Consider the following 26,184-nt stretch of genomic DNA (forward strand, 5'->3'; position numbering starts at 1 on the left):
GGCACCCCGCTGGAGTTGATCGTCTGGCGGGTCGCGTGGCGATGCGAGCGGGCTCAAGGAGCTGCGGAACGCATCGCGGCCATGATGGCTGCGGCGATGCGCTGCTGGTGGTCCATCAGGTAGAAGTGGCCGCCGTCGTACCTCTCGAGTCCGCGGAAGTCCGTCGTGAGCCTTCGCCAGGCGACGAGTCGGTTCTCACCGATCATATTGTCGCGCTGGCCCGTGAATGCCGTGAGCGGTACGGGCAGCGGCTCGGGGCTGCGGGGCGGAGTCCAGGTGTCCACGAGTTTGAAGTCGCTGCGGAACACCGGGGCGAACTTGCGCCAGACGTCGTCGTTGTCGAGGAGCTGCGGTGGGCTGCCGCCGCCGCTCCGCAGCCAGGCGCGCAGTTCGTCGTCGGCCATCAGGTGAGGGCTGCTGTCGGCGTCGGCGTCGCCTCGCGGGGCGCCGTAGGCAGACACCCCCAGCCAGGTGGGGAGCGGTTCCCCCTGGCGCAGGAGTCGGCGGGTGAGCTGGTAGGCGATCAGCGCGCCCATGCTGTGGCCGAAGAACCCGAAGGGCCGGTCGAGCAACGGTGCGATGGCGGCGTGGAAGTAGTCGACCAGCCGGTCGCAGTCGTCGATCAGCGGCAGGGCCTGCAGGGTGCCTCGGCCGGGGGCCTCCAGGAGGCACAGTTCCCAGTCCTCGGGGAAGTGCTCCGCCCAGCCCCGGTAGAGCAGGTGTGAGCCGCCGGCGTGGTGGAGCAGGAATAGGCGCACCGCTGGGTCGCTCACCGGCCTGGGGCGGATGAGCGGGGAAGTCGGCGGCTCGGGGGTTAGCTGCGAGGTGAGGAAGGCGTGCAGCTCGGCGAGGGTGGTGGCGCCACTGGCGGCCACGGCGTTCTCCGGGACGCCAAACGCGCTCTCCACGCGGGTGGAGATCTCCAGCATCAGCAGCGAGTCGATGTCGAGCTCGTGGGCGAAGTGCGCGTCGTCGGTGACCTCCTCGGGCTCGGTCTCCAGTACGCCGGCTATCAGAGTGCGGAGCTCCTCGATGGTCACGCTCGTCGTGGTCATGGGTGTTGTCCTCGTTCCTGCGTGGATGGGCGAAGGGCCGGCGGCGGGTTCAGCAGCAGAGCGGCCGTCGCGTCGCGGCGGGGGCCTCCGGCCGTGGCCAGAACGTTGCCGGTGGCGCCGCCCGCCAGGTAGGCGGCCGCGGCAGCGCACTGCAGGACGCCGAGCGCCCCGGACAGCGGGCCCAGCTGGGATTCCAGGTCAATCCGGCGCCGGGCTGCGAGCAGATGGCTCGCCCCGGCCCCGGCGGCTTCCGCCTCGTCCGCGAGCCACAGTCCGACAGGCCCCTCCTCGGTCGCCCCGGTGCCGACCAGCGCCGCGGCAAGGTTCCGGGCCCGTGCGTAGCCGGTGATCGTGGCGCGGGGCCGTGCGCCGCGGGAAGCGGCCGCGTCCGCGGGTTCCAGTACGACCGCGACCGCCGCGTCGATGGACTGCTGCCCGAGGACCCTCGTCACCACGTCGCCTGCGGGTTCGACGCCGACGACGACGGCTGCTTCGGCACGCCCAGCGATGATGAGGTTCCGGGCCCAGGCCACGGCGTCCAACCCGCTCGTTGCGCCGTTGCAGACGGAGAGGTTGGGGCCGCGCAGCCGGTAGCGGATGGCCACCCAGCCGGCGATGACGTTGCTTGAGGTCTGGGGCAGGGCCAAAGGGCTGAGACCCATAACGCCTGCCGTGGCGATGGTGTCGGTGGCTTCGCAGACGCTGTCCGCGTTGCCAAGGTTGGTGCTGACCACGACGGCGGTCGAGCCTGTGAACGTGTCGTCGGCGTCGGTCAGACCGGCGTCGTGGAGGGCGAACTCGGCCGCGCGCAGGGCAAGCCGGGACGCGCGGTCCTTGTGGCGCAGCTCGCGTCCGATCAGTCCGGTGGCCGGGTCGAAGCCGCCCTCACCCGGCAGCGGTCCGAGGAGGTCGCCGTACGTCGCGACACCGGGCAGCGCCAGGCCGATGCCCGTGACGACGACATCCCGGGCGTTCGGGTTGCTCGTGTGCGTGGTGCTCGTCGCGTTCATCTGGCTGCCTCCACGATCGCGACGGCGTTGATCCCTCCGAAGCCGAACGCGTCGATCTGAGCGATGGCCAGGTCGCCGGCGGCTGGGCTGCCCTGCACCAGGCCCAGCCCGGCGGCCTCGGGGATCGGATCGGCCAGGCCCAGGATCGGGGGGACCGTCCCGTTCTTCATGGCGAGCACCGCCATCACGAGGCTGAGCAGTCCCGAGCCGCCCAGGGTGTGTCCGGTCATCGCCTTGATGGCGGTCATCCGCGGACCCGCACCCGCGCCCTGGAATATCTGGCGAAGGACGCTCGCCTCCGTCGTGTCGTTGCGGGGGGTGCCGCTGCCGTGCAGCATCACCAGGTCGATGTCGCTCGCCCGCACCCCTGCTCTGCGGTAGGCGTCCAGCACCGCGCGGGTGATGCCGTCGGGGTCGGGCGCGGTGGCGTGGTGGGCGTCGCAGCCCATGGACACACCGCGCACCCGGGCGTGCACGGGCCCGCTCCCGGAACCGGCGCGCTGGACGACGACGGCCGCCGCGCCCTCCCCCATCAGCATGCCCTTGTGCGTGACGTCGAAGGGGCGCAGCGCGTCGGGGAGGTCGTTCTGCACCCGGTCGAGCGTGCCGAAGCCGCCCTCGGTAGCGGCGTCGGTGCCCGCGACGACGACCGTGTCGGCCAGACCGCCCTCGATCATGTCGGTGGCCATGCCGAGCGCGTACAGCGACGCGGAGCAGGCGTTGGCGAAGGTGTACGTGGTGGACGCCCCGAAGGCCGCCTTCAGCGCGGTGCCGAAGTGCAGCTCCTCAAGAGCGACGTCCGCGCCGTCGCGCCACCAGAGTTCGAGGCTGCGCTGCTCGCGCATGGTCGTCCCGACCAGCACGGGCACCTGGGCCAGGTCCTCGCCCAGGCCCGCGTCGTCGGCCGCTTGGCGCACGACGGTGGTCAGCCAGCGGGTGGCACGCCGCGGCAGGTCGCCGCCGCCCTCAGGCCGGTCGTCGATCTCGTAGGCGTACGCCGCCCGGTACTTGTCCGGGGCGAACGCCATCAGGGGCCTGCGGCTCTCCCGACCCGCGCACAGCGCGGCGAAGATCTCCCCGGGGGTGGCGCCGACGTTGGCGACGGCCGCCATGCCCGTGATGTTCCAGGTCACGATCGGGCTGCCGCCTTCCTCAGCTCGAAGACGGCCACCTTGCCGGTCGACGTGGTCGGGAGCTCGTCGAGGAACTCCAGACGGGCGGGGCGCTTGAAGGCGGCGAGCCCGCCACGGATCGCGGCGGTCACCGCGCGCCGCACCACGGCCTCGTCGGATCCCGGCCGGGCCACCAGGTACGCCACGGCCTGCTCCAGGCCGTCGGCGTCGCGGCCACCGACCACCACGCAGTCCTGGACCCCGTCGACACTGCGGACGACGCTCTCGATCTCACTCGGCACGACCTTGTAGCCGCCCAGGTTGAGCACGTCATCGGCGCGGCACAGATGGGTGAACGTACCGTCCGGCGCACGGCGCACCACGTCGCCGGTGTAGGCGCCGCCGTCAGCGAAGGTGACCGCCGCGGCCTCCGGCCGGCCGATGTAGCCCAGGGCGACGGTCGGGCCGGCGATGTGCAGCCGGCCACGCTCCCCGTCGGCGACGGGCGTGCCGTCCGCCGCGCGGACGGTCGCGGTGATCCCGGGCACCGGGACCCCGAAGGTTCCCGGCCGGTCCTCCTTAGGTGGGGTGCCGACGACGATGTAGAGGACCTCGGTCGCGCCGAGGCCGTTGAGCAGCTCGGCCTGGAATGCGGCGCGGATCCGCTCGCTGAGCGGACCGGGCAGGTTCTCGCCCGCCGCCACGCACAGCCGCACGGAGTCGACGCTGCCGGGGGCGGGCTCCGTCCCGGAGGCGTTCAGCAGCGCCGCGTACAGCCGTGGAACGGAGAACAGCACGGTGGGCCGGTGGTGCTGCAGCGCGGCGGCGAGGGAGTGTACGTCGACCGTGCCGCGGAGGAGCGCGACGCGGGCGCCGGCCGCCAGGGGGCACAGCACGGAGCTGCCGAAGCCGTAGCCGAAGGACATGCGGGCGCTGGACAGCACGGTGTCATCGGGCGTCAGCGTCAGGACCGTGCCGACGCCGTCGGCCATGGCCGCGATCGCGCCCGCCGAGTGCCGCACCCCCTTGGGCATGCCAGTGCTGCCGGAGGTGTACTGGACGAGCGCCTCGCTCCCCGCACTCCACGCGGCGGGGAGCCCGGCCTCCTGCGGGCGGTGCGCGGGGCCGGTCGAGGCCGTTGCCAGAGCGGCGCGGACGTCAGCGCCGGCGAAGCGGGTGGTCGTGGTGAACAGCTCCTCCAGGGCGCGCTGGCGCGCGGGAGCTGCGTCCAGGTGCACCATCGCGGCGGCGCAGTCGGCGGCGATGTAGCGGACTTCGTCGTCCGTGAGCACCGGGCTGATCACCACGGGGATGCAGCCGTGCCACCACAGGCCGAGGACGGCGGCCACGGTCGCCACGGAGTCGTCGGCGACCAGGAGGCCGCGGGCGCCTTCGGGTACTCCTGCGGCCCGCAGGGCGCCCGCGTACCCACGGGCTGCCTCCAGGAGGCCCGCGTAGGTGATCGCCCCGGCCTGGGGGTCGAGGTAGCTGGCCCGGTCACCCCGGCCGGCGTCGACATGGCGCGCCACCAGGCGGTCGATCAAGTCGACATCGACACCCTGGCGGCTCCTCGCCCGCTCGCCGAGCACGGCCACCGCGGCGTCGAGGCTGGTGAAGGCTGCCGCTTCCTGCGCGGACAGGGCCCCGAACTCGCGCTCGACCGCGACCACGACCTCGGTCTTCTCCAAGGAGCTCATGCCGAGTTCCTCGTAGAACTGGGCACCAGGCTCGATGGCTTCCTTGTCCACCTCAAGGACAGACGCCACGATCTCTCGCAGCCTGTCGCGCGCTATGTCGATGTGTTCCACCGGCGGGAGTCCTTTCCGTATCTTCGTAGCCGAGAAGCGGGGTCGGGTTGGACAGAGAGGACGAGCAGGCGACCTGTTCCGGGAACTGCACCGTTCACCGAGACCTGATCCGGGCGAAGATTCGGGAACGGGGTGGGGTGCGGCAGTCCTCAGCGGGTTGGGCTCAGGCGCCCAGGCCCACCTCGCAGGGGAAGGAGACCGACACGCCCTGGGGCTCCTCGGTGAAGATGACCCTCTTGCCGAGCGCGGACATGAAGCCGAGCTCGAAGACGGTGCCGCTTCCGACGCGACCGCCCGGGTTGCACACGACGACAGCGTCGGCCTGCCGAAACGCGTCCATGTGCCCGTACTTGTGCCGCCACCTGTCGCGTTCGTTCTTCAGCAGGTCCTGGTAGTCGAAGAGGATGAAGTCCGTGCCCTCGGTCTCCGGCTTGATCCTGGTGCTGCGGGGGCTGAGCACCTCGGTGCCGGTCTCGCGCAGCCGGGCGATGGTGCCCTCGATGGGCTCCAGCCACTGCTGGAAGCTGCCGCAGACGACGGCCGTCCGGAACTCCCGCCGGATCAGGCCTTCCAGCATGTCGTTCGAACCGCAGGCGGACATGCCCGTGTCCAGATAGAACCGCTCCAGTTCGGGCCCCACGACGTTGAAGTACAGGCCTGTGTCGACGTAGACGCTGTTGACCAGCGCGGCCGCCTCCGGCTGCGGAAGCTGCTGGAAGACCCCGGTGGCGTGCACCCGCGTGCTCTTGTTGTCGACGGCCTCGGCGTACTCCTTGAGCCCGGCGCAGAACTCGCCGACGCGCTCCGCTAACGCCTCGCCGGCGAGGCCGGCTCCGAACGGAAGTCGTTCCCTCGTGAGCAGCTGCAGTCTGCTGCCCTGGGAGCGGTGGACGCTGACGTGTTCCGGGCCGAAGTGGACCAGGATCCTGCCTTCTGACGCCACTGTGCTGTTCTCCTTCTTCTCGATCCGTCGCGTTGGGAGCCCTCAGCCGGGGAGCTGGCCGGGGAAGGTGCTGCGGAGGGCGCCGCTGCTAATCGCCTTCTCCGCGCAGAGCATTGAGGTACTTCTCGGAGAATTCTTCTTTTCTTCCGCTGTTGTATTGCGTGATGAAGCGCGGGTGCTCCAAGGGCACGATCTTCTTGAAGTACCCCTTTTCGCCGTTTAGGGCCGAGAGGAATTTGAAGTTCTCGCCGCTGCCGATGCAATAGCACACCGAGGTGTCGGTCCCGAATTCCAACTGGCGCTCCAGGGCGTCCACAAGGAAGGATCGCAGGAACTCCACCAGCTTCTTGCTCTCGTAGTAGTTGCAGTTGACCTCCCTTTCCTGGGTCTTCGTTCTCACCAGGCCGAGCGGGCACACGAAGCTCATGACGAAGTCGGCATAAAACCGTGTCCGGCCGCCGTAGCGCGCGATGACGTCGTGCAGGAACCCGGCGGAGGGCCGACTCACCGCATAGCCGTCGGCGACGTCGATTCCCGTGTCGCTTTCCAGGAGCTTCGCGTCTTCGAACGGGACCCCGGTCACGGCCGTGCCCCGCCGGGCGGGCGAGCTGCCCAGGACCAGCCGGCGGGGCCTGTCGTCCTCGTAGTACCTGCGGTAGAAAGCGGTCGTCACCTCGCGGACGCGCTCCTTCTGCGGGCCGCTGAAAGGGTTGACGACCCTGAACCCGGGGGGAAGTTCGAGCGTCGTGCCCGCGAGTCCCTCGTTGAACTGCAGGATGCGATCGGCAACCGTCGTTCGCCCGTTCATTGCAGAAGTCCTTCCTTCACGCTGTCCTCCAGGCCGTCCGGCCGCCCACGCCGTCCGCCGTCCTTCCCGCGGAGCCGACGGGACGTCGGCGACCGCGGCCGGCCGGGCAGGCGGAGGGTTAGACGGTGACCGCCGACAGGTAGATCTCGGTACTTGTTGGGAGCATTCGAACATCTTTGAACCCGGCGCACTCGAGCTCCGCGCCGATCAGATTGGCTGTGTCCATCCCGCGATAGAGGTCGACGAATTCAGTTCCGGGAATGATCAGTCCCGGCACGACCCAGCCCCGCTGAGTGTACATAAACCCGTTGGCCACGGAGACGATAATCACCGCGCCGGGCTTCAGCACTCTGTGCGCTTCTCGGGCCGCTGCTGACGTGTCGAAGAATGACGAGTTGTATGTCCGCAACGAGACATACAGATCGAAACTGCCGTCCGGCAGGGCGGACAGATCTTCAGCGCTGGAGACGACAATTCTCGAACGAGGAATTCGTCCGCTTATGTTTGCGAGGCCACTTTCCGCGATATCGGCGAAGGTGATTCGCGGGCAGTCGGAGAACAGGGCCGTTGCCTCGTGGCCAGCGCCGACGCCAACGTTGAGGACGTTGACGGCGGACAGGGGCCTTGTGGACGTCCTCCTGTACACCGACATGAAGTCGTCGGCCCACCCCGCGTCGGCGGTGCGGGCATCGAACGCGTAGTCGTAGGCGCCGTACTTCGTGTCGAACGCGGCGGCCAGTGCGTCGCCCACGGCGCGATCCGCCTCCTCAACCTCCGTTCCGTACCTGTGGGAGATGAGAGAGGCGAGCGCCGCCCTCCCTCGGTGCGCGTTGACGTCGTCCTTGGTCAGCGCGAACCCCATGGATACCAGCGTGGCGGTGACGGCTTCACTGATCCGGTAGGTGGAGTAGTGGGGGTTGCACTCGATGCTCTGCCCGCTCGCCGCATAGAGCTCCCGGTTTTGGTCCAGGATCTGGCGCTGGAGTTCGTCGGGGAAGCGCAGGACGTGGCCTCGCTCGGTGACGGGATCGCCACTGAGGTAGCTCGTCAGCGCGGGGTCCGGTAGACCGATGAACACCCTGTCGATCCGCACGTCGTTCAGGAGCTCGGCCAGTTCGAACGCGCCGGCCTCCGACAGGGTGTTGATCGTCAGATAGATGCTGTGCGCGCCGGACACTCCGAGTTCTCGAACCCTGTGCCGCAGAATGCGGGACCAGGACTCGCCGTGGACTTCGCCCTCGAAGGCGGAGCAGATCAACCGGCCGAGTTCGGAGACGAGCGCAACGCCGACTCGCCGACCTGGGTAGGGCGCCCTTTGTGCGACGCTAATGGCGTAGTTCATCCAGTAGGTACTGTTCGGGCTCATGTGGGCCTCTGTCCCTCGGCGGAACGGCGCGTCCTGTTGGCTGGCAAAACCAAGCGGGTGATCACCATCACCGGCGCCCCTCGCGGTGACACGAAACGTGAACCTCGGGTGAGGCCGCTGCGGCAACGGTCGGAGGACGACGAACACGCCGTCCTGGAGGTTCGCCGGGGCCGCTGCCTAGCACCATTGGGCTTCAACCGGGCAGGATGAGGCGACCATGAGGAGCGCTCACTCACGCTCGTCAGCAACTCCCGGAGAGGAAAGCCACCTTGGAGAGGGCGGAGCGGGCTACGTTCGCTGCGGAACTCACGCACTGGCGCAGCGTGCGGGGCCTGTCGAAGGCGGCTCTCGCCCAGCGTCTGAACATCGACCCCTCGTACGTGAGCCACCTTGAGGCCGGCCGGGAACACGGCAGCTCCCAGCTCGCCCGCCGGGCGGACACTGAACTCGACGCCGGCGGAGCACTGTGGCGGGCATGGCAGCGCACCGACGCCTCCCCCCAGACGGCCGAGCAGAACGACCCGCCGTCCAGCACCGGCCTGCTGGTCCTGGAGGACGAGGCAGCGCTCCGCTACGACGACGGACGCTTCCACCTCAGCATGCGCAGGCTCCTGCACAACAACGGTACCGAGCCCGTCACCCGCTACCTCGTACGAATCGCCGTCGACCGATACCCCTCCGAACCGGAACGGTCCAACGCCCTCTACCGCCGTAACCCTCTGACCTGGGAAGAACTCCAGCTCACGGCGCAATGCGCGGACGAGCCGATGGGCTGGACCGTCAAACACGACCGGGACGCGTTCAAGGAGGTGTGGCTCCAGTTCCAGAACCCAACGAGCCGCTTCCCTCTCTACCCCGGCCAGGAAGCCGAGATCTCCTACTCGTACTGCGTCGGCGCCGAAAAATGGGGTCCCTGGTTCCAGCGCGCGGTGCGACTGCCCACCCGACGCCTGGCTGTGGAACTGGCCTTCCCCCGAGACAGCGAACCGTCCGTCTGGGGAACCGAGACATCCATGAGCGCCGACTTCGCCCCACTGCGCACACCCCCACAGCGCACGGAACGAGGCGAGCACAGCGTCTTCTCCTGGGCCACCCTCGACCCGCCCCTGCACGCCCGCTTCCGCCTCGAATGGCGCCTGAAGAACGCACCCGACGAGAAAGAGAACAACCTCGTGAGCACCTTGTCCGCGAGCCAGGCCATGGCCAACGCCGGCATCGTCCAGGACGGCGACCCCGTCCTTACCCGCGCCGCCCGTCCCTTCGACCTGCCCACCGAGGCCGAAGAGGCCCAAGAGGTCATCACCTCCCTGCTGAACACAGTCGGCCGCGTCCGCCAACTTCACACGTTCGGCAAGGGCATGGGCATCGCCGCCCCCCAGATAGGGGTCGACCGCTCCGCCGCCGTCGTCTTCCCACCCGATGCCGGGACAGAGCCCATCGTGCTGCTGAACGCCCACCTTGCCGAGGCCTCCGAGGACGAGGACGAGCAGTACGAAGGCTGCCTCAGCTTCTTCGACGTCCGAGGACTCGTGCCTCGCCCGCTGAGCACCGTCGTCGCTCACAGCAGCCTCGACGGCTCCACCCACCTGTCGCGGTTCACCCACGGCCTGTCCCGGCTCGTCCACCACGAGGTCGACCACCTGGGCGGCGTGCTGTACCGCGAGCGCATGCGACCGGGTGTGCAACCGATCCCTGTAGAGGAGTACCGCGGGACCGGCCAGAACTGGACCTACAGGTAGGCTCCGGACGAAAGTGGAGTAGTGGCAGGCCGCCCTGCCCCTGCGGAGATGGCCCCCAGCCTCCAACCGTTGGCGCAGTCGCTGTTCCTCGAAAGGGCTGCTCCTCGCGTACTTCGAGGCCTGGGAGTAGAGGGAGTGTGCGGTCTCGGAGCGGCCGGATGTGTCCGCGGTCTGGCCGAGCACTTCCAGACTGTCAGCGATCCACTGGCAGGAGCCAGTCCCCACGTACTCGTGGCTCACGGTGAGTCCAAGCCGCTTGAATTCGTCGCGGTGACCGGCGGCGGAGTGGGCGTGTCTGAGGCAGGCTTGGGTCCGGGCCGCGTCGTGCGGGACGTCTGCGTCCATCGTCCGCGCGCTGGTGAAGACCTCGACGGCTCCACCCGCATCTGGCCGTCCCGCTTGCAGGCCACATCCCGAACCCGCCTCGTACAGCTCGCGTCCACTCTGGGTGGAGCGATTGCGAGCGCGTACGAGCGCTGCCGTCGCCCATCGATCCCCACGGCGATACAACGAGGGCCTGGCGCAGAGTGGTCGGCCAGCGCCACGGGGCAATTGCTGGCCGCTTCGGTGCTACGGGCAACCTGGTTCGCGTCGCAGGTCAGCCTCATCGAGCGCTCCCTTCGTCCATGGCCGCCCCGACGGACCGGGGGCGCCACAGTGTTCCTGCGAGCAACAGTTCACCTGCCTTGCGTGTGGCGCTGCCAGCGATTGCCTGTGGCGATGCACGCGCCACAGCCCGCGCGTCGGGCTGACTCCCGTACGGTCGGTCGCCCGGCAGGATCCCCGAACGATCGGACCGAAGGGCCGCCGATGCAGGCTGAACTCATGGGAACTGCGGCTCTGGTCACTGGGGCATCAAGTGGCATTGGGCGGGCAACCGCGTGCCGGCTGGCCGCCCACGGGGCGACCGTGGCACTCCTTGCCCGCCAGGCCGAGGCCTTGGAACAGGTATGCCGTGAGATCCGCAGCGCCGGCGGCGATGCTTTCGTCGTCTGTGCGGACCTCGTTGACGCCGTCGGGGCCGAACAGGCCGTCGCACAGGTCATCGACAGGGCGGGCAGGTTGGACATGCTGATCAACTGCGCGGGAGCAGCGCATCTCAGCTCCTTTGCCGACGACGCGCCGAGCCAATGGCAGTGCATGATCGACACAAACCTGAGCGGAACGCTCAACGTCTCCCACGCCGCGCTTTCGTACCTCGCCGCCGCGGCCCGGTCCGACCGCGGGACGGCAGACCTCGTGACCGTCGGGTTTACAGCCGGGCGACAGAGCGGCCCGGTCACCAGCGTGTACGCGGCCACGAAGCAGGCCATCACCGCGTGGAGCGAGGGGCTGCGCCGGGAACTCGCCCCGTCAGGTGTACGGGTGGGCCTCATCCAGCCCGGCCTCGTCGACACACCGCTCGCCAGAAGGCTTGGAGCCGGGCCGGGGCAGGGCCTGAACGCCGCCGTCGTCGCTGATGCGATTGTCTACGTCGTCACCCGGCCGGCCGGCGTGGCCGTAGCCGAGCTGGTCGTACGGGCCGTCGGCAGGTAGAGCAGCGACGGCTGTGGCGACCGCTGTGGCGAGCGCATCGCAACGCCCGCCCCTCTGGTGGCGCCACACCCGGGCACGGTCGACTGGCGCCCGGGCGCTCTGCGGTGCCCCTCTTTCAACCAGAAGGGCATTGACGGGCGCATGAGCGACGACGAAGTCACCCGGCGGATGGGCAGCCGGATCACACAGCACCGCGACCGCTTCCAGGACCTCTTCCAGAAGTACTTCGCACAGCTGCACCCGTCATCCGACGTACCCGAACTCAGCCGTTTCGCTCCCGAGTGCCTGCGCATGGTCGAAGAACTGGCTCTGCGTGGCGGCAAACGGCAGCGGGTCGCGTTCGCCTACGAAGCCGCGAACCTGATGCCCGGCGGAGCGACGACGGTAAAAGCGGTGGACACCGCCGCCCTGAGTATCGAGCTGCTGCAGGCCCACCTGCTCATCCACGACGACATCATCGACAACGCGGCCACCCGCCGCGGCGGCCCCTCTACCTACTACGCCTACCGCGACAAGTTTTCCGACCATCCCCAGCACGCCCTGGGCCTCGCCGTCCTGGCTGGCGACCTCGCCCTCGTTCTCTCCCAGCAGGTGATCACCGAAGCCGGACTGGACCCGTGGCTGGCCCAGTCGATGACCGCAGTCCAGAACACGGCCGCCCTGAGCACGTTCATCGGCCAGGTCTTCGACCTCGAACGGGACTTCCTCGGCGTGCCGGAAGAGGAACTGCTGCACTCCGTGTGCGACTTCAAGGCCGCCCGGTCCTCGGCGCTCGCCCCGCTGCAGCTCGGCCTCCTGGCCGCCGAGCAGGACCCGAAGGAGCACGAGCCGACTCTGCGGCGCTACTCCACCTCGTTCGGCATATCTGGGCAGATGCGCGACGACTACCTGTCGCTCTTCGGGAACGAGGAGGTCACCGGCAAGCCCGCCACGGCCGACGTCGCCGACGGCCGGGTGACCTACCTGATCCGCCGCACCCTGCTCGCCGCCTCACAGACCGAGCAGAAGATCCTCTCCTCGGTGCTGGGCCATGCCGGCGCGACACAGACGGACGTAGACAAGGTCCGGGAGATCGTCACCGCACACCGCGTCGACCAGAGCCTCCTCGCCGACATGCGCCGCTTCGCCGAGCTGGCCAGCACCGAGGCCGAGCAGTGGACCTCCTGGGCGGAAGCGGACGCGGTCGCCTTCTTCCGGGACGTGCCCGTGTGGGGCGTCCAGCGGCTGCTGTGACCACCGGCGGGCCGCAGCACGTCGGCATCGTCCTGGACGGCAACCGGCGGTGGGCCAAGGAACACGGCCTGTCCCCCTCCGACGGGCACCGGATCGGCTTCGGCCGCATTCCACAGGTCCTGTCGTGGTGCGAGGAGAGCGGCGTACCCATGGTCACCCTGTGGATGCTCTCCACCGAGAACCTGCGCCGCGACCCGGCCGAGGTCGAGGCGCTGATGGAGATCATCACCGGTGCGGTCCTGCAGCTGTCGTGGGCCGGCCGGTGGCGCATCCGTCATCTGGGTGAAGGCGACGCCCTTCCGGCCCGTGTGGCGCAAGCCGTCCGACACGCTGAGCAGGCCAGTGCCGACGTGTCGGACACGCTGACGGTGAACCTGGCCATCGCCTACGGAGGACGCCGTGAGATCGCCAGCGCTGTCCGCCGTCTCATGACGGGCTGGGCCCGCGAGGGCGTTCCCGTCGACGAGGCCGCCAAGCAACTCACCATCGAGGACCTGAGCCGCGCCATCAGCGACGGCCAGCCCGACCCGGACCTCCTCATCCGCACCTCCGGCGAACGCCGCAGCTCCGGCTTCCTGCTCTGGGGAGGCGTCGGCGCCGAGCTGTGGTTCACCCTGGCTTTGTTCACTTTCAGCAGCAGCGTTTGTCGGCCTGTTTGGGAGGCGGTGGGTGATCTAAGCCTCCGCAGATGTGGACGAGAAATGACGGCGCTCAGGACGTTCGGGGCATGATCGGGGGACGACCGCGGATCTGTGAGGGCGAGGAGGCACTGCGATGGTGATCAGAGGGCTGCATCCGGAGAGGACGGCCCGGCTTGAGGCGCTCGTGGATGAGTGCCGACCGCTGCTGACGAGTGCTGGTGGGATGGCCGTCGTGCAGAGGCTGCTGAGTGAGCGGCGGGTCGAGGTGCTCGACGCGGTGGTGATCACGCGCGAGCTACTGGGGGCTGGCCCATCGGCTCTCGGGGAGGCGAAGACCATCGTCTTGACGAGTCCTGGCAGGGGCCGCGAGCTTCGAGTGCACGAGCAGTTCATGGATGGCCTGGAGCAAAGCGGCGGTCTCGACCGGTGATGAGCGGTCTCATCACGGCCGCCTCGGTGTCCCTTCCGGGCCGCCGCCCGCTGGGTGGTGGCCCGGATCCGGGACCACGAGGTCAGCCGGCCTTTGCGGGCTCTTCAGCTCGGGCTCGTGTGCTGGCGAGGCGGTAGGAGTCGGTGCCGGTCTCGATGATGGTGCCGTTGAAGGTGAGGCGGTCGACGATGGCCGCGCAGAGGCGGGGGTCGGTGAAGGTCTTGGTCCAGCCGCCGAAGGACTCGTTGGAGGCGATGGCGACGCTGTTCTTCTCCTCCCGTTCGGTCAATACCTGGAAGAGGAGTTCGGCGCCGCGGCGGTCGAGTTCCATGTAGCCGAGCTCGTCGATGCAGAGCAGGTCGACGCGGCCGTAGCGGGCGATGGTCTTGTTCAACTGCTTCTCGTCGGCCGCCTCCACCAGCTCGTTAACCAGCTTCGTGGCGAGCGTGTAGCGGACCCGGTAGCCCTTCATCGCGGCCTCGGTGCCAAGGGCGATGAGCATGTGGGACTTGCCCGTGCCGGAATCGCCGATCAGGCAGAGCGGCTGACTCTTCTTGATCCACTCACAGCTGGCCAGCGTGTGGATGGTAGCCGCGTCGATGTTCGGGTTCGCGTCGAAGTCGAAGGCCCGCAGCGACTTCTCCCGCGGGAAACCGGCCGCCTTGATCCGCCGCTCAGAGCGGCGGCGGGACCGGTCGTCGCACTCGGTCATCAGCAGCTCAGCGAGGAAGCCCCGGTAGGTCATCTGGTCCTTCATCGCCCGGTCAGCGATTTCGGAGAACTCGTTGCGAATCGACGGCAGCCGCAGAAGCCGACAGGCGCTATCGATGGCGGCGTCGGCGGCCTGTTCGGTCAAGCCTCGCTGGCGGGGCAGGGTCACTGTGCTTCTCCCTCACGGTGGTCGCTGCCACTGGTGCGGCGGCGTCGGAGCAGTTGGTCATAGGGGGCCACCGAGGGCAGCGGCCTGGTGTCCGCAGGAAGGTGCGCGAGCCGCCACTCGTGCAGCGACGTCACCGTCGCCGACGGCTTCGCGGGAACCAGCCGGTCCGCTGCAGGGGCGGGCTCGGTCTCCGCCTGGGCAGCCTTGCGGGCTTCCAGAGCAACCGCGTCCGCAGTCATCGCCCCCGCCCGCAGAGCCGCAGCCAGGCCGGCGACGACATGCTCATGGGGCAAGTGACGCCCCAGCAGGAGCACTTCGATCAAAGCCCGGGTGCCGTCCCGCTCACCATGGATTTTGCGGGCCTGGTCCCACCAGGCGTCGTGGACCGGGGTGAACCTGCCTGCCGAGCGGGCCTGTTCGAGGGCTGTGGAGCCAGGGAAGGCGCCGGGCTTGCGGACCAGGACTTCCAGGTAGTGATCCAGGTCCAGACGGACAGCGCCTTTCGCGATCAGCCGCTCGTGCCGGGCCACCTCCACGTTCTGGTCGTAAATCACCAGGTGAGAGGCGTGCAGCACGACACGCACGCGTTTGCCGATCAGCCGGATCGGAACCGAGTAACGGTTGGTGCGGACCGGGATCTGGCCGTAGCGGTCGACCCGCGGGGTGAACAGCCGGCCCGTCTCGAACGGTTCCTCAGGCAGCGGCATCAGCAGCGGTTGTTCGAGCGCGAAGTACTCCGCGACCGTCTTGGGCCTGGAGCCGATGCGCCGGGCGTCGTCCTGCCGGTCCCACTGCTCGACCATCTCGTTCAGCTCGGCGAGAGAGGAGACCTCGGGGACAGGGACGAAGTGGTTGCGTCGAAAGTAGCCGATCATCCCTTCGACGCCGCCCTTCTCGTGGGCGCCTTCGATGCCGGGGCGGCAGTAGAAGCTTTCGATGCCGAAGTGCGAGCGGAAGGCGATCCACCGGTCGGCCTCGACTCTCCCCCGGCTCTGCCCCAGCACCCTGGCGACGGCGGCCTTCAGGTTGTCGTAGCGGACCTTGGTGCGCGGGACCCCGCCCAGGGTCCGCAGTGCGTGGACGTGGCCTTCGAAGAAGGCTTCCTGGCCGCAGGAGGCGAACACGCGGTGGACGGCCTTGCCCGAGTACGACAGCCGGAAGGAGAACAGGTAGCAGGTCACCAGCTCGTCGCCCAGCCGCACAGTTACGTCACCGAAGTCGACCTCGGCTTCGTGACCGGGCAGGTGGGTCTGCGGGACGAACGCCTCCAGCGGTGCCTTGCCGGACTCGACCAGGATTTCGGGCTTTCGGCCGGCGACGTAGTAGCGCACCACTCCGTAGGAGACGTCCGCCCCGTGCTCCTCGATCAGCCGGTGAAAGATGCGGGTGACCGTGTGCCGCTGCTTGCGCGGAGCGTCCAGATCCGCCCGCAGGATCTCGTCGATCACCGGCTTGTACGGATCCAGCGTGGTGGCTCGTGGAGGCAGCTTCTTGCGGGGCTCCGGCCAGGACGAGTCCAACGCCTTCCGGACCGTCCGCCAGGTCACGCCGTGCTTGCGCTCAAGTTCCCGCATCGACATGCCGCCGCGATGGTCACGCCGGATCGCCGCGTACAGCTCGACCTTCGACATTTGCGGCATGACCAGGACCTTTCACCAGGAGCACCTCGATGCTGCCCTGGCAAGAACCCCGGTGCCTCCCGAACTCGTCGACATCACCCATCCGTGGAAATGGGCACCTCCCAAACTCATCGACAAGCGACGTCACTACTGCTCGATAAAGCCACTTCGTCCAAGGCGATGACGGCGTCCTCGTGACTGATGAAGCCGAAGGCGCTCTTGTAGAGGGAGCAGTCCCCGCGGTGCAGGAGCGCGGCCTCGTGCGAGCGCTGCGGCTGGATCTTCCACGACTCCCGGGCCCGCGCCCGCTCAGCCTGCCGGCGCTCCTTCTCCTCCGCAGCCTCGAGCTCGCGCACCCTCTGGTCCGCGCACCGCAGCTGCCACGCGAGGTACTCGCGCGTCGCCCGCCACTTCTCAAGGCTGGATATCGCACCAGAGCTGGCGCCGGACATCGCGTCAGCCCGCCTCACCGGCCGGCTGCTCATGGGCGTGCTGCAGCGCCATCCGGGCCGCGACCACGTTCTCACTCAGCCCCTCCCAGTACGGGTGCGTCATCACCGCGGTGCTCAGCTCCAGGAGCTGCGCCCGGTAGGCCGCGAGCTGTTCGCGTTGCTCGTCGGTGTAGCCAGGGCTGTCGGGCTTGGCGGAGCGGTAGCCGGAGTGCAGCTGCTTGTCCGCCTCCCACCCGGGCATCGGTTCGGCCGACCACGCCAGCGTCTTGGCGTACTGCTCCATGGCGGCACGGGTGCGGTGGAGGGCGAGCTGGGCGTCGCGCAGGTCCTGGGGGAAGTCGTACGTGGGCACACCTGAATAGTACGACTGTTCGAATATGGTTTGCGAGGACACGCCGGTCACCGTTCCCGCGCTCACCCGGGCGGCCCCGCCCCACTCCGGCCGCATCCTCAACGAAGCAACCGAAACCGCCGACCCCTCAGGCTGATGAGGCTCTTCGGGATCACGGAGAAGACCGCCATGCACTACGTCACCGCCGCCCACCCCGAGAAGACCGCTCGCCTTCCTCGCTGAACACCTGGGGCTGATCCGTGGACCAGGATGGCTGGCCCCCGCCAACCTCAGCGGGAGCCAGCCAGTAGCTGCTTAGCGCTCGACGAAGGTTCGGATGGCCCAGTCAGTCACGGCGCGGGCCGCGCCCGAGAAGACGCCGCGCACAGCTGAGCAGAGCACTAGCAGCTTGCCCGCCGGGGCGGGTTCAGGACACGTACCGTTGGACATTAGGGTCCCTTCTCTCAGGTTGGTGATCCGAGGCCCGCCGGCTTGGTTGGACGCCGTCCGGCGGGCCGCTTTTATGTCAGCACCCAAGTCCCAGTCTGTTCAGATTCTGAGATCAAGCAGGATCATGTGAGACTTCATGAGACTTTGTGGTGTGCTGCGGAGGGGACTCGATGCCGAACAGACGACGATCGATCGATGCTTCTACTCCACTGGGCGGCTTCGCGTTGAAGTTGTTGGACCTGAAACGGAAGGCACTTGCGCAGGCGGGCTCGTCTTCCCGCGCCCGCGCGATCAGCATCGACAAGATTGCCGCCCCGGACGGCTTGTGGAAGACCAGCAGAGCCTCGATCTACGCGGCGCTGAACGGCACTCGGCTACCGTCGACGGACACGCTGTGCGCGATGGTGACGGCGTGGGACGAGGACAGCGCTGAGGCAAGGGGAAGGTGGCTGCGGCTTCGGTCCGACGTGGAGGACGCGCTCATGGGCACGGAGCCCGCCTCGTCACCGGGGAACGTCGACGCCGCCATGGAGAAGCCGCTGCCCGGGCCGCAGGACCAGCTGGGCGAGGCAGAGTTCACGGGGTCGTCCAAGGTGGTGCCCGATGTGGCCTCCCACATCGAGCTGAAGCAGATGCTCAGGGATGCTCTGGAGAGGTCGGGACTGACCAAGTCCCAGGTCGCTGCGCGCACAGAACTTGGCCGCACGACGGTGTCCCAGGCATTCAACACGGAAGGCTCATCTCCGTCTGCGAATACCCTGTACGCCTTGTCCAGAGCCCTGCGCCTGGACAAAACGGAGCAGGCTCGGCTCTTGGCTTTGCGGGAGCTGGCCGTCACTGGGCGCGGCCCGCGGAACATCGGCCACGTCTAAGACGGGGCGCGTCCCGACTCCGGCTTGCGGCAGAGGCAGCCCATTACGCCTGCGTGAGGCGACTCCAGGTAGGACCCAGCTACTCACCACGAGCACGAACCCGCGCGGGAGACCCCCCGAACTGGCGCGTCTCGCGCGAGTTCCGCTCTCGCCACGTCCAGGAATCCGCGAACTCGCGCGTTTCCCGTAACCCGGGGCGGAACTGGCGGCCGGTGCGCAAGTCCGGCACGAAGGCGTCCAGCACGACCCGGCGGAAGAGCCGGCGCTGGGCGGGAGCGAGGTGCTGGAAGTCGGCGGTGAAGCGGGGGAGGGTCTCGAAGGTGGGCACGGTGGTCTCCTCCGGGCAGCACGACGAAGCCCCCGGCGGGCGCCGGGGGCTTCCTTGGCGGTGCTCGTTCCTTGGAGCGTGGTGATGCTCAGCGGTGTTTGTCGGTCCCGTTCGGGTCGTGATGTGCCTGCGGCCGGAGAGCGATGACATTCGCATTCGGCCCGGGGCCGCTTCCCGCCTGACGGCCAGTTGGGAAGAAAGTTCGGCCGCTGCTCCCGCCTGGCGGGACGTACGACTGTCCGGCCTTTTCTTGCAAGTCAGGGCCGTGTGGCGTGGTCTTCATGATGGATATCGCGATCATTCGAGCCGGTCAGATGTACCGCTACTACCTGCGCCAGGTCGTCGTCGGTGACGGCCGTCGCCCGGCCCGCACGCCGCTGCGCGAGGCTCAGGAGGGGGCCGGTGTCCCGGCCGGTCGATGGATGGGCCGCGGCCTGGCCGCGCTCGGGCTGAGCGAGGGTGAGGAAGTCACCGAGGCGCAACTGCGGAACCTGTTCGGCGAGCGGGGCCGGCACCCGTACGCGGACCGGATCGAGGCCGAAGAGCTCGCCGCGGGGAAGTTCCCGAAGCAGGCGTTCAAGGCCGGCGCTCTGGGGCGCCGGGTGACGGTTACCGGGTTCGATTTCGTGTTCCGGCCGCAGCCGACGATCTACCTGCTGTGGGCGCTGGGTGATGAGGAGACCCGGCGGGTGATCGAGGCCGCGCACGAGCGGGCGATTGAGCGGGTGCTGGAGTGGATTGAGGACGAGTCGGCGGTGATCCGGTACGGCAAGGACGGCATCTACAAGGTCCGGCCGCCCGGCGGTCTGGTCGCCGCCCGCTTCCGCCACTACGAGGCACGCTCCGGGATGCCGCTGCTTCACGACCATGTGCTGCTGTCGGTGAAGGGGCAGCGCCTGGACGGGAAGTGGGGGTCGATCCACTCGGAGGTCGTTTTCGAGAACACGGTCGCCGCGTCAGCGCTCTACAACGAGATCGTGGCTGCTGAGGTCTGTGAGGAGTTGGGCCTGGCGACCGAGCCGCGCGTGGTGAGCACCGGGCGGCGTCCGGTCATGGACATCGCGGGCGTGCCCCACGAGCTGATCCGCTGGACCGCCAGCCGCGGGGAGCAGATCGCCGCCTGCCTGGCGGACCTGGAGCACGAGTACGTCACCGCCGTCGACGACGAGGGCGAGCTGAAGTACCTGCCCGCGGTCTCCGAGCGGGCCCGGGTGGAACTGATGCGGATCGCCGCTCACAAGACCCGGCCGCCCAAGCAGAAGAAGGCCCGCTCTCTCGCGCAGCTGCGCGCTGATTGGAAGCAGAGCGCGATCGACACCTCGAAGGTGGCCGCCGGCGTCATCAACTCGCTCCTCGAGCGCGCCCGCGCCGCAGCCGCCCGGATCCGGGCCCGGGTCGCCGCCGTGGTCGACGTCGCCCTGGCGGCCGTCGATGTCGCCGCGGTGGTGTTCGTGATGAACGGCGGCGGCCGGTTTCACCGCCGGCACCTGCTCGCCGAATCTCGCCGCCACCTCGCTCTGGTCCTGCGCGGCCGCCGCCGCGACCCGGGCCTGGACGAGGGCATCGTGCGCGCCGCCATCTCCACGTACTGCGTGGACATCAGCGAGCCGAAGTCCACCCGCGGCCTGCTGGCGGACTACCGGCTCTACACCGCCCGGTGGGCGCTGTCCGATCTCGTAACCGCCCGGCGCCCGCCTGCCGCTGTCCCCGACCCGGACCGACTGCCGCCGCCGGGCACACCGGCCTCGTTGTCCTTGGCCACTCCCCGGCCACCGGGTCAGGCGGTGGGGGAGCGGGAGATACCCCGTGTCCCGCTGAGCTACGACCGTGCCGTTCTCGCCGGTGCGGCCGTACGGGAGAAGCTGCGCGCCTCCGTCGTGCGGGGCCCGGCGTACGACGTCGTCGCGCACCAACAGGCGGCGATGCCCGAGCAGCTGCTCGCGCCCGAGGCCGTCGACCCCGAGGACGACGACCAGGAGCCGGAGGCCGGACCTCGGGAGGCGATCGACATGACGGCGCTGCGGGCCTTGAGGGAGTCCCGCACGGACGTGGAAGCCCTCGATCTCACTGCCGAGCGGTTGCGCCACCTCCAGGACACGTTCACCAAGGCGGCCGACGACTCCCGCACCCGTGCGACCCGCTACACCGAACAGGACGACGTTGACGCGGTGCGCCCGGTACGCGAGGACGACCAGCAGGCGCACCGCCGGCCGGAGCTCGGACCGCACCGGGGCCGGGAGGCCGGCCACTGAGCGCACTTTGATGTCGTGCACCCACTCGGTGGTGTGCATCGACGATGCCCGGCAGCCACTCCACCGAGTGGAGCACCGGCGGCCCCCGGGTCACGCGCCGGTAAGAACGCTGTCACCAGCCGCTGGCAGACTGGCGCCGTGATGCATGCCGGGTATCTTGCCGACGCGCCGGACGGTAGCCCCGTCCACTCCTTCCATCCCGCGCCTTCCGTGTGGTGCTGTGCAAACCACGTCCTGGGACTGCCGCTGGAGACGGACCGCCAGGGGGTTGCCGTGCACGAGGCGGGGCACCTCGTGGCCGCTCTCGTCGGGGGTACTCATGTGATCGACGTCGGTCTGACGTCCGAGGAAGCGCTGTTCCCGTGCGGCCCGGTCCACGGGGTCTCCGGTGTCACACACACCGGCCCGATGGCTGTCCATCCGGAGAGCTACCTGACGATGCTGGCCGCCGGTGAGCTGGCGCACCAGCGCTGGCTGCGAAACTCCGGACTGTTCACGCCAGCCAGAGCATGGGCGGTCGAACGCGGGGCGGTGGATGACACCGGCAAGGCCATCGGCGTCCTGCGGCAGCACTCCCCGGGGATCCCGGATGACGGGTACCGGCAGTGGTTCTGGCAGTACCGGCCCGCCGCAGAGGCTCTGCTGGTCGCGCACTGGGAGTGCGTGCTGAACGTCGCCGGACCTCTTGGGAGCCGGGGGCATCTGAATGGGGACGAGGCCGCCACGCTTGCCGGGCTTCCCAACCCTCCCGAGCTCCCATCCGAACTCTAGGGGGCGTTTGCGCCTGGTGGGTTCGAGTAGCTGTGCCCGTCGCTATGATCCGCGTCGTACCGAAATATCAGGTCGCGACCCCCGCTTTCGTCCCCCACAGAGACCGGCCGAGCAGAGCCTGCCGCAGTCATCTCGCTGAACGTGAAAGGCAGACATGACCCGCCGGTTCCTTCCTGTCATAGCCACCTGCGCGGCCGCACTTCTTGCCGCCGGTTGTAGCGGCCGGGCCCCGCAGCCCGCTGCGGCAGCCCCCACGGTCACGGTCACCCGGACCATCGCGCCCACCCCCAAAACGACACCAACGCCTGTAGCCAGCCGAACTTCGGCCACCCCCACACCGGCCGTCTTCTCCTCGGCACCCGCGCCAGCCCCGGCCCACACTCCGCAGGGATCGGTCGCCCTGACCGAGTGGCACGACGGCGACGCGACGAACAAGTGCGTGAACGTCATGAGCGTCTACGAGAACCGCTCTGACACCGCAGTCATCTCCATCACCCAGAAGTTCCAGACCTCGTACACGCCCAAGCACGCCGACGGCGAGTACCCCGACGACCTGGACGGCCCGGTCAAGACGCTCACGCAGGACGCGGGCATCGCCCCATACGGGACCCGGACCCTGTACTGGCAGGTGTGCGCGCCCGAGCTGGCTTTCAAGCAGAACCCAGTTCCGCCGGACGGCACCGACTCGTTCATGTCCGAGATCGGAGCCCAGCCTCGCGCCACCGCCTGGGACTGGGCGCAGTAGATCACCCGGTTTGCGGCTGGTGGCGATCCTGCTCGCCTATTCGGTCATGCGGCGAGGGAGAGGTCGAGCCGGGCAAGGTGGCTGACGCGGGTGCGGTCGAGCGGGTGGCCGTGTCGCTTACAGAGCCAACCTGGCCCACTCCACCGCACCCAGTGCGCCTTGTGCGCGTGGCTACGGGCGCGCGGTCAGGGACTGCACGGTGCGGGCTCACTCCAGGTGTTCGTCGCGCATGGTCTCCAAGGTGGCGGCGGTGTCTCCGTGGTCGTCAGGGTCAGGGATGACGTTCTCGACGAAGCGGATGATGCTGCGGGCGATGCCCAGCACGGCCGTAGTGGGGGAGTCACGCGTCCAGTCCCGCAGGGCGGACAGCAAGATGCACCCGACCTCGTCCAGGGCGAAGGAGTCGCGTGCGGCTCCCCGTCGCCCAGGACCCCCGTGACGGGGAAGACGATGTTCTCGGCGAGCCGCAGCAACAGGAAGGCCAGCTCTGGAGTGGCCGACGTGCGGCCGGAGACGTAGTTCCCGCCGCCCATCTGCAGAGCGAGGAGGTAGTCGAAAGCGAGGTCGACTTCCTCCGCGGTGAGCGGGGTACGGGACGGGATCAGGTACGGCATGAGGTCTCCTCAACCGGGTGGTCGCCGCGCGGATCGCGACGACTCCCAGCAGCCTCGGACGATCGCCCTGTGGACAGTGGCCAGGGATTTCTTCCCCGCCCCGCGAGATCGGACGAACGAGACTGCAAGGGGCAAAACTGGACCCTTTGTCCACCTGCCGACTCGGATGGCGAACCCGGCCGCCGACCCCTTGTCCAGGTCGGCCGCACTGCCGCGAGTGCCACGTTTCTCCTTGACCACCCCGGCTATCGGCCGCCGTGAGACAGCGGACAAGGGGTCTCCCTGCACGCTGCTCCTTCGGACCGGAGGCCCCGGCCGGGGCAGCGAAGGAGAGAAGACGATGACGACCACCCACTCAAGGGCCGGGGACAGGCAGGCCACAAGCCGGTCAAGCCCAGAAGCCAGTTCGTGGCGGGCAAGCCGCGGCAGGCTCCTGCGTGCCCCACTGCGGAGGGCCCTTGGGAACCCCCTTTGGTGCCCGACCTCCCGAGGCGAGGGAAAACCCCTGCTCAGACCGTGAATCGGCGCGATTTCCGCACCGTCACAACCCTCTTCTCTCCTCATATGTCTGTAGTGGAGGAGATCATCGGGTTCCGGGGGGCCCGCACGCCCTCCCAGACCGGGCGCGGTCGGAACTCAGCCGGCAGCCGACCGCGAGTGACGAAGGAGCAGAGCTGATGGCGGGGAAGCGGAAGACCAACCCGGCGGGGTCGACGAACAGCTACCGCGGCGACGTGCTGCGCAGTGCTCGGAGCGCTGAAGGTGGCTACAGCCGATCAGATCCAGCGGATCGGCGCACCGCACCTGACCCACCGGCACGCCGACAAGGAGACCCCGTCGAAACGGAAGCAGGCCCGCACCGCCTCGCACACCGGCGCGCTCTCCGACATGCGCAAGCACGGCCTGTCCGAGAACAGCGGCTCCACCGACACGGGGGAGGCGCTGCGGAACCTGACCCTCAAGGGACTGGAAGCCGCCTCTCCAGCGCCAAAACGTCCGAGAGAATGCGGGGTCGGGCAGGGAGGTCCTGCCCGACCCGCCGGCTAGTCGATCAGGCTGTTCAGCCCCACCACGCAGCCCCCGGTGGTGAGGAGACCGGCGAGAGCCGCCTTGGGGTAGGACCTTTCGGCGAAGAAAGTCAGCACGCCAGCGCCGACACCGATCACGACGGCGATGAAGAGGATCAGCGCGGTGCGCTGCGACAGAAGCGCTGGCTTCCCGCCAGGGCCCGGTTCGGGTGTGCTGGGCGGACCAAGGCGTGCGGACGCGGGGGAGTGCGGTTCCCGAGTCATCGGGATTCTCCTAGAGAGCAGGGGGAGCAGGGACGGCGGGCACCTGCGCGGTGTCGTCCGCGGGGAAGTGCGCCGCGCGGTCGGCGGTCCTGCTGCGGCTCTGCGTGAGAGCGTCCCTGTGAGGCTTCAGCCTGGCCCAAGGGTGGCGTTGGTGTCGTATCCAGCGTAGCGGTGGTCGGCATGTTCGTTGCCCCTGCCGCCTGGTGGCTGGTCATCGGTACGGCCTTCGGCGTGAGTTCGACATGGCGGGCGGGGCAGTGACAGGACGAAGGCCCGGACGTCTCTGGTCCGGACCTTCGTTCTGTCGGAAACCGTATAGCGGGTCGAAAGCCAGTATCGGCTGGCCCGACGACAGCGGGGCCCGAGCAGGATTTGCCCTGCTTGGCCCCGCTGCTCATCCCGGCGGACGACGTCCTCATGCGCGAGGTATTCAGTTACCGAGTCGGCACCGATGACCCTGCTCAGTGGTGTATATGAAGCCACAGCGCTGGCACTCTTGCAGCCCATCGACCACGTCTGCGCAATGGAAGCAGTAGTCGATAGGCGTCTCTGGAGCGGCAGCGGTCCCGGCCCCTCGCACCAGGCTGCTCACCGCGCAGACGGGACACCGGTCCGGGGCGTCGCCGTCGTACGAGGCATCAGGAGCGGCACGGTCGAGAACGTGTACGGCGTAACCCAGCGCAAGGCCCGGAGCGCCATAGCCCTCCACGCAGAGGTGACAGTACATGGGGGAGAGGTGGGCGTCTGACTGGCACCACTCGGGCACACCTTTGATCATTGTGGGAGTGAGGGCGAACTGACGGCACTGCGGGCATTGGAGAGTAAGCGCTCTGACCGGGCCCAGCACCGGAGCGAGGTCCTTCATGCGCTCTGCTACATAGCCCTGGATCGTACGGACCCCTCCGCGGATCCGCTCCATGTCGATCTCCGCGTGGTGTCGTTCGTCCGCATCCTTGATGCGCTCCAAAATGTGCTCATTAACGAAATTAATAAGGAAGTTCAGCACTTGGGCAGTGGTGCTCTCCACCTTGCCAGCTTTGGCGTTCTCACCGACCAGGCCGTAGTGCTGCAGGGCGTTGCGGCGTTTCGCCAGTTCGGAGAGGGCATCCTTTTCACTCTGGCTGAACTTGATATCCGCCATGTTAGTCAGGCGCTTACGTGTCTCTTCCGGAGAGCAACTGTTCAGCGTTCCGTTCTCGAGCGCTTCTCGCGTAGCGTCCCCGGGGTTGGCGAACACCAGAGACCAGTGCACCATCTGCAGACGCGCCTTCAGAAGCACTTCGGCGCCCGCAGCCAGGTGCAGCACGGCGTATTTCATGGCTCTTGCACTTGGTTCCCCTCTAATCGCTAGGTGCTCTGCCACGCTGACCAAGTAGTCCAGACCGTTCCTGACGGGTGGGAAGTGCACATCTCCTGTGAGCTCCGCTTGGCGTACCTGGTAGTAGGACCCGTTATGCTCGACCAAGCGCTGATCCACTGACTGCGGTATCTCCTCAAGTTCGTGAATCGACGCATCGTCGAGAAATTGCTCATCCATGGGGATCCTTCAGGGCGAGTGAATCTTGACGGAGGATCTTCCCACGCATCCGGTCCTGGTGTGCGCCTCCTGGAGGGTTGCCAGGGCTGTCGCCTTACCAAGGCAGCTGGTGTTGTTCGCGCGATGCCGGGCGGGACAAGCCGTCGGGCCTGTGGCTGCGGCCTGCGCCGGACGTGGCCGGACGCGCAGCGGGGCTGTCCGCCCCCGGACTGGCTGCCTCAATGGCTGAGGGAGATACGCGGCGCCCACGCGAGCTCGAGTTCCAGCAGGACATCCTCCGCCTTCTCTCACCGGCCGGCACCGTGGCATTGGCACGTCCCAAGCAGCTCACGCGCGGTTCTGGACCCAGACGGTGGCCCA

The 26,184-nt window shown here is 68.5% G+C and carries 25 protein-coding genes; 10 read left to right on the forward strand and 15 right to left on the reverse strand.

What is annotated here, in order from left to right; translation table 11 throughout:
- Positions 1-53: 53 nt before the first annotated feature.
- From FHX80_RS32755 to FHX80_RS32785, 7 genes are all read right to left on the reverse strand, one after another.
- Positions 54-1,055, reverse strand: coding sequence for an alpha/beta fold hydrolase (locus FHX80_RS32755; RefSeq protein WP_145768072.1), 1,002 nt, complete (start codon positions 1,053-1,055; stop codon positions 54-56).
- Complete coding sequence (locus FHX80_RS32760; RefSeq protein WP_145768073.1) at positions 1,052-2,065, reverse strand: beta-ketoacyl synthase N-terminal-like domain-containing protein; 1,014 nt, start codon at positions 2,063-2,065, stop codon at positions 1,052-1,054. Before FHX80_RS32760 ends, FHX80_RS32755 begins: the two co-directional genes overlap by 4 nt.
- On the reverse strand, positions 2,062-3,198 hold the full coding sequence (locus FHX80_RS32765; RefSeq protein WP_145768074.1) for a beta-ketoacyl synthase N-terminal-like domain-containing protein: 1,137 nt from the start codon (positions 3,196-3,198) through the stop codon (positions 2,062-2,064). The genes FHX80_RS32760 and FHX80_RS32765 overlap by 4 nt, the downstream gene beginning before the upstream one ends.
- Complete coding sequence (locus FHX80_RS32770; protein WP_244318736.1) at positions 3,195-4,985, reverse strand: AMP-binding protein; 1,791 nt, start codon at positions 4,983-4,985, stop codon at positions 3,195-3,197. The genes FHX80_RS32765 and FHX80_RS32770 overlap by 4 nt, the downstream gene beginning before the upstream one ends.
- Positions 4,986-5,148: 163 nt before the next feature.
- Complete coding sequence (locus FHX80_RS32775; protein ID WP_145768075.1) at positions 5,149-5,928, reverse strand: nucleoside 2-deoxyribosyltransferase; 780 nt, start codon at positions 5,926-5,928, stop codon at positions 5,149-5,151.
- Positions 5,929-6,016: 88 nt separating this feature from the next.
- A complete protein-coding gene (locus FHX80_RS32780) occupies positions 6,017-6,736 on the reverse strand; it encodes a uracil-DNA glycosylase family protein (protein ID WP_145768076.1) in 720 nt (239 codons plus the stop codon).
- A gap of 118 nt (positions 6,737-6,854) precedes the next feature.
- The gene (locus FHX80_RS32785; protein ID WP_145768077.1) at positions 6,855-8,102 is read right to left on the reverse strand and encodes a class I SAM-dependent methyltransferase; all 1,248 of its coding nucleotides are present in this window, start codon (positions 8,100-8,102) and stop codon (positions 6,855-6,857) included.
- Between the two features lie 269 nt (positions 8,103-8,371).
- Between FHX80_RS32785 and FHX80_RS32790 the strand changes: the two genes are divergently transcribed.
- From FHX80_RS32790 to FHX80_RS32810, 5 genes are all read left to right on the forward strand, one after another.
- Positions 8,372-9,841 carry a peptide deformylase gene (locus FHX80_RS32790; RefSeq protein WP_145768078.1) on the forward strand — a complete coding sequence of 490 codons (1,470 nt, stop codon included), beginning with the start codon at positions 8,372-8,374 and terminating at the stop codon, positions 9,839-9,841.
- A gap of 825 nt (positions 9,842-10,666) precedes the next feature.
- Positions 10,667-11,377, forward strand: a complete 711-nt coding sequence (locus FHX80_RS34985) for an SDR family oxidoreductase (protein ID WP_167523798.1) — start codon at positions 10,667-10,669, stop codon at positions 11,375-11,377.
- 141 nt (positions 11,378-11,518) lie between these two features.
- On the forward strand, positions 11,519-12,610 hold the full coding sequence (locus tag FHX80_RS32800; RefSeq protein WP_145768080.1) for a polyprenyl synthetase family protein: 1,092 nt from the start codon (positions 11,519-11,521) through the stop codon (positions 12,608-12,610).
- Entirely contained in the window at positions 12,607-13,341 is a 735-nt protein-coding gene (uppS, locus tag FHX80_RS32805) for a polyprenyl diphosphate synthase (protein WP_167523799.1), read from the forward strand. The genes FHX80_RS32800 and uppS overlap by 4 nt, the downstream gene beginning before the upstream one ends.
- Before the next feature lie 43 nt (positions 13,342-13,384).
- Positions 13,385-13,681: a hypothetical protein gene (locus FHX80_RS32810; protein ID WP_244318737.1), complete on the forward strand. Its 297-nt coding sequence runs from the start codon at positions 13,385-13,387 to the stop codon at positions 13,679-13,681.
- An 82-nt stretch (positions 13,682-13,763) separates the two neighbouring features.
- Here FHX80_RS32810 and istB read toward each other — a convergent pair whose 3' ends face one another.
- The 4 genes from istB to FHX80_RS32830 form a co-directional block, all read right to left on the reverse strand.
- A complete protein-coding gene (istB, locus tag FHX80_RS32815) occupies positions 13,764-14,561 on the reverse strand; it encodes an IS21-like element helper ATPase IstB (RefSeq protein WP_145768082.1) in 798 nt (265 codons plus the stop codon).
- Positions 14,558-16,192 carry an IS21 family transposase gene (gene istA, locus FHX80_RS32820; RefSeq protein WP_167523810.1) on the reverse strand — a complete coding sequence of 545 codons (1,635 nt, stop codon included), beginning with the start codon at positions 16,190-16,192 and terminating at the stop codon, positions 14,558-14,560. Before istA ends, istB begins: the two co-directional genes overlap by 4 nt.
- 116 nt (positions 16,193-16,308) lie before the next feature.
- Positions 16,309-16,536, reverse strand: a complete 228-nt coding sequence (locus tag FHX80_RS32825) for a DUF6233 domain-containing protein (protein ID WP_145768084.1) — start codon at positions 16,534-16,536, stop codon at positions 16,309-16,311.
- Between the two features lie 100 nt (positions 16,537-16,636).
- The gene (locus FHX80_RS32830; protein WP_145768085.1) at positions 16,637-16,984 is read right to left on the reverse strand and encodes a hypothetical protein; all 348 of its coding nucleotides are present in this window, start codon (positions 16,982-16,984) and stop codon (positions 16,637-16,639) included.
- 599 nt (positions 16,985-17,583) lie between these two features.
- Here FHX80_RS32830 and FHX80_RS32835 point away from each other — a divergent pair.
- Positions 17,584-18,285 carry a helix-turn-helix domain-containing protein gene (locus FHX80_RS32835; RefSeq protein WP_145768086.1) on the forward strand — a complete coding sequence of 234 codons (702 nt, stop codon included), beginning with the start codon at positions 17,584-17,586 and terminating at the stop codon, positions 18,283-18,285.
- 79 nt (positions 18,286-18,364) lie between these two features.
- On the opposite strand, the gene FHX80_RS32840 is transcribed toward FHX80_RS32835, so the two are convergent.
- Entirely contained in the window at positions 18,365-18,613 is a 249-nt protein-coding gene (locus FHX80_RS32840; RefSeq protein WP_145768087.1) for a hypothetical protein, read from the reverse strand.
- Between the two features lie 281 nt (positions 18,614-18,894).
- On the opposite strand from FHX80_RS32840, the gene mobF reads away from it, so the two are divergent.
- The 3 genes from mobF (at position 18,895) to FHX80_RS34990 (ending at position 22,381) form a co-directional block, all read left to right on the forward strand.
- Positions 18,895-20,865, forward strand: a complete 1,971-nt coding sequence (mobF, locus tag FHX80_RS32845) for a MobF family relaxase (RefSeq protein WP_145768088.1) — start codon at positions 18,895-18,897, stop codon at positions 20,863-20,865.
- Between the two features lie 273 nt (positions 20,866-21,138).
- A complete protein-coding gene (locus FHX80_RS32850; RefSeq protein ID WP_145768089.1) occupies positions 21,139-21,636 on the forward strand; it encodes a hypothetical protein in 498 nt (165 codons plus the stop codon).
- A 439-nt stretch (positions 21,637-22,075) separates the two neighbouring features.
- A complete protein-coding gene (locus FHX80_RS34990) occupies positions 22,076-22,381 on the forward strand; it encodes a hypothetical protein (RefSeq protein WP_167523800.1) in 306 nt (101 codons plus the stop codon).
- Positions 22,382-22,588: 207 nt separating this feature from the next.
- Here the strand turns inward: FHX80_RS34990 and FHX80_RS34995 are convergent, their stop codons facing one another.
- Positions 22,589-22,753 (reverse strand): hypothetical protein, encoded by a 165-nt coding sequence (locus FHX80_RS34995; protein WP_167523801.1) that lies wholly within the window; start codon positions 22,751-22,753, stop codon positions 22,589-22,591.
- Positions 22,754-23,757: 1,004 nt separating this feature from the next.
- Between FHX80_RS34995 and FHX80_RS32860 the strand changes: the two genes are divergently transcribed.
- On the forward strand, positions 23,758-24,042 hold the full coding sequence (locus FHX80_RS32860) for a hypothetical protein (RefSeq protein ID WP_145768091.1): 285 nt from the start codon (positions 23,758-23,760) through the stop codon (positions 24,040-24,042).
- Here FHX80_RS32860 and FHX80_RS32865 read toward each other — a convergent pair.
- Positions 24,039-24,287 carry a hypothetical protein gene (locus tag FHX80_RS32865; protein WP_145768092.1) on the reverse strand — a complete coding sequence of 83 codons (249 nt, stop codon included), beginning with the start codon at positions 24,285-24,287 and terminating at the stop codon, positions 24,039-24,041. The genes FHX80_RS32860 and FHX80_RS32865 overlap by 4 nt on opposite strands.
- Positions 24,288-24,717: 430 nt before the next feature.
- Complete coding sequence (locus FHX80_RS32870) at positions 24,718-25,824, reverse strand: hypothetical protein (RefSeq protein ID WP_145768093.1); 1,107 nt, start codon at positions 25,822-25,824, stop codon at positions 24,718-24,720.
- Positions 25,825-26,184 lie beyond the last annotated feature (360 nt).

It is taken from the genome of Streptomyces brevispora, assembly GCF_007829885.1.
GTDB classification, from domain to species: Bacteria; Actinomycetota; Actinomycetes; order Streptomycetales; family Streptomycetaceae; genus Streptomyces; species Streptomyces brevispora.